Annotated in this window: 4 protein-coding genes and 1 pseudogene; 2 read left to right on the forward strand and 3 right to left on the reverse strand. The window is 60.7% G+C overall.

What is annotated here, in order from left to right:
* Positions 1–37 precede the first annotated feature (37 nt).
* Positions 38–715: an energy-coupling factor ABC transporter permease gene (locus tag P775_RS04025; protein WP_099909756.1), complete on the forward strand. Its 678-nt coding sequence runs from the start codon at positions 38–40 to the stop codon at positions 713–715.
* 63 nt (positions 716–778) lie between these two features.
* Positions 779–1,525 (forward strand): precorrin-6A synthase (deacetylating), encoded by a 747-nt coding sequence (gene cobF, locus P775_RS04030; RefSeq protein WP_099909760.1) that lies wholly within the window; start codon positions 779–781, stop codon positions 1,523–1,525.
* A 100-nt stretch (positions 1,526–1,625) separates the two neighbouring features.
* On the opposite strand, the pseudogene P775_RS04035 reads toward cobF, so the two are convergent.
* The 3 genes and pseudogenes from P775_RS04035 to P775_RS04045 form a co-directional block, all read right to left on the reverse strand.
* Positions 1,626–2,034, reverse strand: a pseudogene (locus P775_RS04035) (transposase); the annotation flags it as partial.
* A gap of 158 nt (positions 2,035–2,192) precedes the next feature.
* Positions 2,193–5,252, reverse strand: a complete 3,060-nt coding sequence (locus P775_RS04040; RefSeq protein WP_180287313.1) for an efflux RND transporter permease subunit — start codon at positions 5,250–5,252, stop codon at positions 2,193–2,195.
* Positions 5,249–6,337 carry an efflux RND transporter periplasmic adaptor subunit gene (locus P775_RS04045; protein ID WP_180287314.1) on the reverse strand — a complete coding sequence of 363 codons (1,089 nt, stop codon included), beginning with the start codon at positions 6,335–6,337 and terminating at the stop codon, positions 5,249–5,251. Before P775_RS04045 ends, P775_RS04040 begins: the two co-directional genes overlap by 4 nt.
* Positions 6,338–6,586 lie beyond the last annotated feature (249 nt).

Genomic DNA, 6,586 nt, shown 5'->3' on the forward strand with positions numbered 1-6,586 from the left:
CGTCGCCGGAGGGGCGGCATCACAAGGGACTGAGACAATGCATATCGAACCGGGCGTCGTAGATGGCGCAAAAATGGTTTTTGCCTATGGTACGGCAGCTGCGGCAGCAGGCTATTCCGCCAAGCTGATCGCGGCTGATCTGGCCAAACACGACATCCTGACCTTTGCCGCGCGCAGTGTGCTGGCGACCGTCGGCGTTTTCATGTTTTTCGAACTTCTGCCACATTTCGCCGTCGGCGTTTCCGAGGTGCACCTGATCCTTGGCACCACGCTGTTCCTACTGCTGGGGGCGGCACCATCGTCCATCGGGCTGGCGCTGGGTCTGCTGATCCAAGGCATGTTCTTTGCCCCGACAGATCTGCCGATGTATTTCGTAAATGTAACGACTCTGCTGGTGCCGCTGTTTGCCATTGATGCGCTGGCGCGTCGCGTCATTCCGCAGGATCGCGCCTATGTGGATCTGGCCTATGCTGACGTGCTCAAGATGTCTGTCGTGTATCAGGGTGGCGTCGTAACCTGGGTCGCGTTCTGGGCGATCTACGGGCAGGGTTTCGGCGCCGACAACCTGAACGCCGTCTGGACCTTTGGGGCTGCTTATATGCTGGTCATCCTGATCGAGCCGATTGCCGATCTGGCAGTACTTGCCGGTGCCAAAGCGCTGCGCAATGGCGGCTTGCGCGGGCTTTTCACCCATCGGTTGTACAACGCCGCGTGATTTTCCAGCTTTTTGAGGGTTCCGGAGCCAGCAATGGCCCCGGATTTTTTATTGAATGAAAAGATGATACAGGATTTGTGGCTGATCGGGATCGGAACAGGCAGCCCGGCCCATGTAACGCTGGAGGGGATGCAGGCCCTGCGCGACGCGTCGATCATTCTTGTCCCGCAGAAAGCTGCAGGCAAGACGGATCTGGCCGAACTGCGCCACAGGATCATTGCGGCCAGCGGAACGGCCGCGCGGATCATCGGCTTTGACTATCCGGTGCGTGATCCGGACCTGCCCTATCTTGAACGCGTAAACGCCTGGCACGACGAGATTGCACTCCGCTGGCAGGCCGCGCTGGAAGGCACGCCGGTGCCCGGACCTGTGGCGCTTCTGGTCTGGGGGGATCCCGCGCTCTTTGACAGCACCCTGCGCATCGCCGAGCGGCTAACGCCGCGTCCCAAGCTACTCGTTGTACCCGGGATCACAGCCATTCAGGCGCTGACGGCGGCCCATGCCATTCCGCTGAACACGATCAATGGCGCGGTTGAGATCACGACGGGAAGTCGCCTGCGCGCTCACGGCTGGCCTCGGGGTGCTACAACGGTCGTCGTGATGCTGGACGGGGCGTGCAGTTTCAAACATCTGGACCCGCAGGGCCTGATGATCTGGTGGGGTGCCTTTCTGGGCATGCCGGAGCAAATTCTGGAACATGGCGCGCTTGCCGATGTGGCCGGGCGTATCGAGGCGCGGCGCACAACGGCTCGGGCCGAACACGGCTGGATCATGGACATCTATCTGCTGCGCAGGACCGAAACCGCATAGGGGCAGCCTAACAGGCATGCATATTCGTAAGTTCCCGGACTGAGAGGACTCTGTGGCGCAAACCAGCTGACGAACGGTTCTCCCCTTTCCCCAGAGGGATTTACCCCACGGCTTTCGTGACAGGTATGCCGAGGGCGGTGTAGCCGTTCAGGATCGCAACGCGCACCTGAACCTCGGCGACTTGGCAGTCAAAGTCGCGCGACATCAGCCGCTGGCCCAGCAGTTTCATGCAATGCATCCACTGCCCGGCAGGGTATTGCGCAGCAATGCCCGAGAGGGTTTGTCTCGACGCGACTTCGGCGGTGGTAGCCGCTCCAGTTCCGCCAGAGCGCCCGACCCAGATATTTTGACGCGCGCAACGCGTCGTTCCTGGCGATGGCACCGGCGGTTGTTGGCTTCCATGGCTGGGCGTTTCTGCGCGGCGGGATGACCGCGGCCGCACCGCGATCGGCAATGGTGTTGTGGCATCGGCGTGTGTCGCAGGCACCATCGAGAGTCACGATACCGACACGGCCATGGCGACCCTTTTGAGGAAGACACGAACGCGACGTTTTTAGCTGAAGTCAGAGAGAAACTCCAAGCAGATCATACTACCCTCAAAACGGCCGGAGACTAATCAGGAAACACTTGGTGTGATTTCGGGACGTATTCTTGCTAAATGTGTCTGCTACATTGAACTCTTGGCAGTCTCTTTTTCCGTGTCGCGGTCCCATTGCAACAGATCGTACAAGACCGGGGTGAGAAAAAGCGTGAGGATGGAGGCTGCGAGAAAGCCGCCGATGATGACAAGGCCGATGGATATTCGACTTGCCGCGCCGGCACCGCTGGACATCACCAGAGGCACCGCTCCAAGAACGGTGGACAATACTGTCATCAAAATAGGACGCAGGCGTACTGTTGCGGCCTCAATGGCAGCCTCTCTTACGGCGTAGCCTCGTTCGCGCAGCTGGTTGGCGAATTCGACGATCAGGATGCCATTCTTGGCCATCAATCCGATGAGCATGACCATGCCAACCTGGGTGTAGATGTTCACCGTCTCACCCAGCGCAGACAGCGTGAGCAAGGCCCCCGCAACCGCCAGCGGTACAGACAGCAGGATGACCACGGGCTGGATGAAGCTTTCGAATTGCGCGGCGAGGACTAGAAACACCACCAAAAGCGCCAGCGCAAACGTGGTGACGATCCCACCGGAGGTTTCCTGAAAGCTTTCGGCCTGACCGGAGTAGAATATCTGAGACTGGGAGGGCAGGTCTTCGGCGATCCGCTCGACTGTCGCGATGGCCGAGCCGAGATCGACACCATCCGCGAGCGAGGCGGAAATCTCGACCGAGGGCTGGCGGTTGAACCGGTTGAAGGCTGCCACAGAGGCGCGGCGTTCCAGCGTGACCAGACCGTCCAGAGGCACCAACTGACCGTTTGCGGCGCGCACGTTGATGCCGCGCAGATCCTCTGCGGCGGCGCGACGTTCGTCCGGGGCCTGAAGGATGACGGGGTACTGACGATCCTGCGAAATGAATTCGGTCACTTCGGCCGAGGCAAAGAAGGTGCGCACGGCATCGGAAATGGCGCGCGCATCGACACCGATTTCGCGCGCGATCGCGCGATTGACGTTGATATCATAGCCCGGTGTGTTCACGTCATAAGCCCGGCGGACACCAACGATGTCTGCATTCTCGCGGAGGCCCTGTTCCAGCTGCGCCGAGGTGTCCGCCGCCTGCGCGAAACTGGGTGCGGTTACGATCACCTCAAGCCCCGAACCACCACCCGCATCCAGACCGGAGGGGGCAAAGCTGCGGATGTTCGCCAAGGTGATTTCGGCAAATTGGGGGCGCAGTTCGGCCAGCACGTCACGCGGGCCCATCTGCCGCTCTGCCCAAGGTGCCATGGTCGCGACGAGAAAGGCCCGCCCCGTCTCGCCATATTGTCCGACGATGCCGATGACATCCTCGACGATGCCGTCGTCGCGGAAGGGCGTTATCAGATCCTCGACCTGCTGCACCGCCACATCCGTAAGCCCGAGCGCCGATCCCGCAGGCGCTTGGATCGAGACGAAGAAGATGCCGCGATCCTCGTTCGGGGTCAGCTGTGATGGCAGCTGCTGATAAAGCGTCCAAGACATGCCCGTGAGCGCGGCAGCAATGGCGAGGATGATCAGAGGCGCGCGGATGGCGCGGGTCAGCAGGCTGCGATAGCCGTTGGCCATGCCATCGGTCACGGATTTCACGATCCGGGCAAAACGGCTGCTGTTCATGCCCTTTTTCAGCACGAGGCTCGCGATCACCGGGCAGAGCGACAGCGCGACAAAGGTCGACAGCGCCACGGCGATGGCCAGCGTGATGCCGAATTCCTGAAAGAGCTTGCCGATCTCACCCTGGAGGAACGACAGCGGCACAAAGACCGAGATCAGCACGGCAGAGGTCGAAACCACCGCAAAGAAAACCTGATTGGCCCCGGTGCGCGCCGCCTCTTTCGGATCGTCGCCTTCCTCGACCCGGCGTTCGATGTTTTCCAGAACGACGATGGCGTCGTCCACCACTAGGCCAATGGCCAGGATAAGTGCGAAAAGCGTGAGGATGTTGATCGAAAATCCGGCCATGGCAATGCCGGCACAAGCGCCCAGAAGGGCGATCGGGATGGTGACCGCAGGCACAATCGTCGCCCGGATCGACGTCAGGAACACAAATATCACCGCCACAACGATGGCGACCGAAATGGCGAGGGTTGTCAGCACCTGCCGGATCGAATTCTGGATGAAATCCGCATCATCCGACGTGACCTGCAGCGTCGTCCCCCCCGGCAGTTCAGACTGGATCGCCGTGACTTCGGAGCGCACTGCCCCGGAAATCGTCAGAGTATTGGCCGAGGACTGGCGCAGCACGCCGATGCCGATGGCCGTTTCGCCATTGGCACGGAACAGGCTGTCGTCGCTTTCGGTGCCGATCTCGATACGGGCCACATCGCCCAGAGTGATCCGCCCCGTATCCGTGTTGGTCACGATTAGATCCTGAAATGCCTCGACGCTGGACAGCCGCGTTTCGGTGCGCAGAAGATAGGTGCGCGAACTGCTCTCGATCTGCCCGGCAGGCAGTTCGAGGTTGTTTGCACGCAGGGCATTTGCGATCGCAGTGGCCGTGACGCCGCGTGCTGCCATCGCGTCGGGTTCCAGCCAGACCCGCATCGCATAGGGGCGGTCACCGTAGATCTGCACGGCGGCAACCCCCGCCAGCGTTTCAAGCCTATCGGTCACGAAGCGGTCGGCATAGTCGGTCAGTTCGGGCGCCGACATGGTGTCAGAGGTCATCGTCATCCAGATGATAGGGTCACCCTGGCTGTCGTTCTTTTCCACCTGCGGCTCGTCCGCCTCTTCGGGCAGGTCTCCGGATACGGCCTGCACGGCGGCGCGCACATCCGATGCGGCCTGATCCACGTCGCGTCCCTGCCGAAAGGTGATGACGGTGCGCAGGCCACCCAGTTCGGATTCAGTCGAAATGCGGTCGATCCCGGCCACGGTGGAAATCGCACCCTCGATCACGGTGGCCAGTTCACTGTCCACAACAGCCGGTCCGGCACCCGTGTAACCGACGCTGACCGTTATCTGCGCGGTCGTGGTGTCGGGCAGTTCGCGCACGGGCATGCGCGTCAGCGCCGCGATGCCCAGAACGACGATGAGGATTGACAGGACCGTGGCCAGCACGGGGCGGCGGATGCACAGATCTGGGAGCGTCATTCCAGCCCCTCCGATGTAAAGCCTTCGTCGATTTCGACCGGGGCGCCAGCCGTCAGCTGATCCCATCCGGCGACAACGACGCGGGCCTCAATATCCAGACCGTCCTGCACTTCGGTCAAGGCGCCGAGGGATGCACCGACCTCGATCTCGGTGCGCGTGGCCGCGCCGTCGTCGATCACGTAGACATAGGTCGTCAGGCCCTGACTGATGATCGCATCGTCGGGAATGGCAATGCTTTCATAGGTATCCAGCACAAGGCGCGCATTGGCGAACATGCCGCCCACCAGCCGGTTGTCGGCATTGTCGATCTCGGCGCGGATCTCGAAGCTGCGTGTGCCAAGATCAATCTCGGGTACACGCACCGTCACTCTGCCCTCAAACGTATCCTCAGGATAAGCGGGCGTCGTGATTTTCAGTGTCTGGCCGGATGCCACCCGCTCATAATACCGCTCGGGCAAGAAGGCCGAGACCTCGACCACCGATAGGTCAGAAAGACGTGTCACAGTCTCGTTGCTGTCCAGAAATGCGCCCGGTTCGGTGTCGATCACACCGAGCGCTCCTGCAAACGGCGCCGTGATCGCGCGGTCCTCAAGATCTGCCAAGGCCCGCGATCTTGCCGCCTCGGCGCGGCGGAATGCGCCGCGTGCCTCTTCAAGCCGGGCGTCTGCGGTTGCATTACTGTCGTCGAGCTGCCGGTAGCGGTCGTATTCCTGTCGTGCCTCGTTCAGCGTCGCCTCTGCCTCGGCCAAATCGGCCTGTGCAGCGCGGTCGTCAATCTGAATAAGAAGATCCCCCTGCGCGACCATCTGTCCCGATGTCACGGCGACTTCCGTCACGCGCCCGGCCACGTTCGGCACAATCTCGACGCCCCGGACCGGACGCAGCGTGCCGACAGCCGAAACGGCATCCTCGACGCTGCGCATCTGCGGGAGCGCAACTGCGACCCGGGTCGGCTGGCGTTCCGCGCTGTCCTGACCCGAAGAGTCGCCGTCTTGTGAGACGAGCGCCTCAGTGCCGAACATTCCGGCAAGCACAAATGCGGCGACAATACAGATGCCAAGGGCGTATTTGATGAATTGAGACACTTTGAACCTTTCGCTACAAGACATCGTGAATTAGGTCCTTGGTCGCATATTCAATGCATCGACTATATTTCGCTTTTTTTCTAGCGCTATTCATCGCGCACAAGTGGCTGATATAATTTAATTTCCTACGAAATTCATCTACACATCATTTTTTCGTCAGAGATATTTTATTTGCATTCTGCATTTATCCGGCGCTGTTGCATAAATCTGAAACTGGCCGCAGCTCCCCTTTCCCCGGACACACTTATC

This window comes from Puniceibacterium antarcticum (assembly GCF_002760615.1).
In the GTDB taxonomy this organism is placed as follows: domain Bacteria; phylum Pseudomonadota; class Alphaproteobacteria; order Rhodobacterales; family Rhodobacteraceae; genus Puniceibacterium; species Puniceibacterium antarcticum.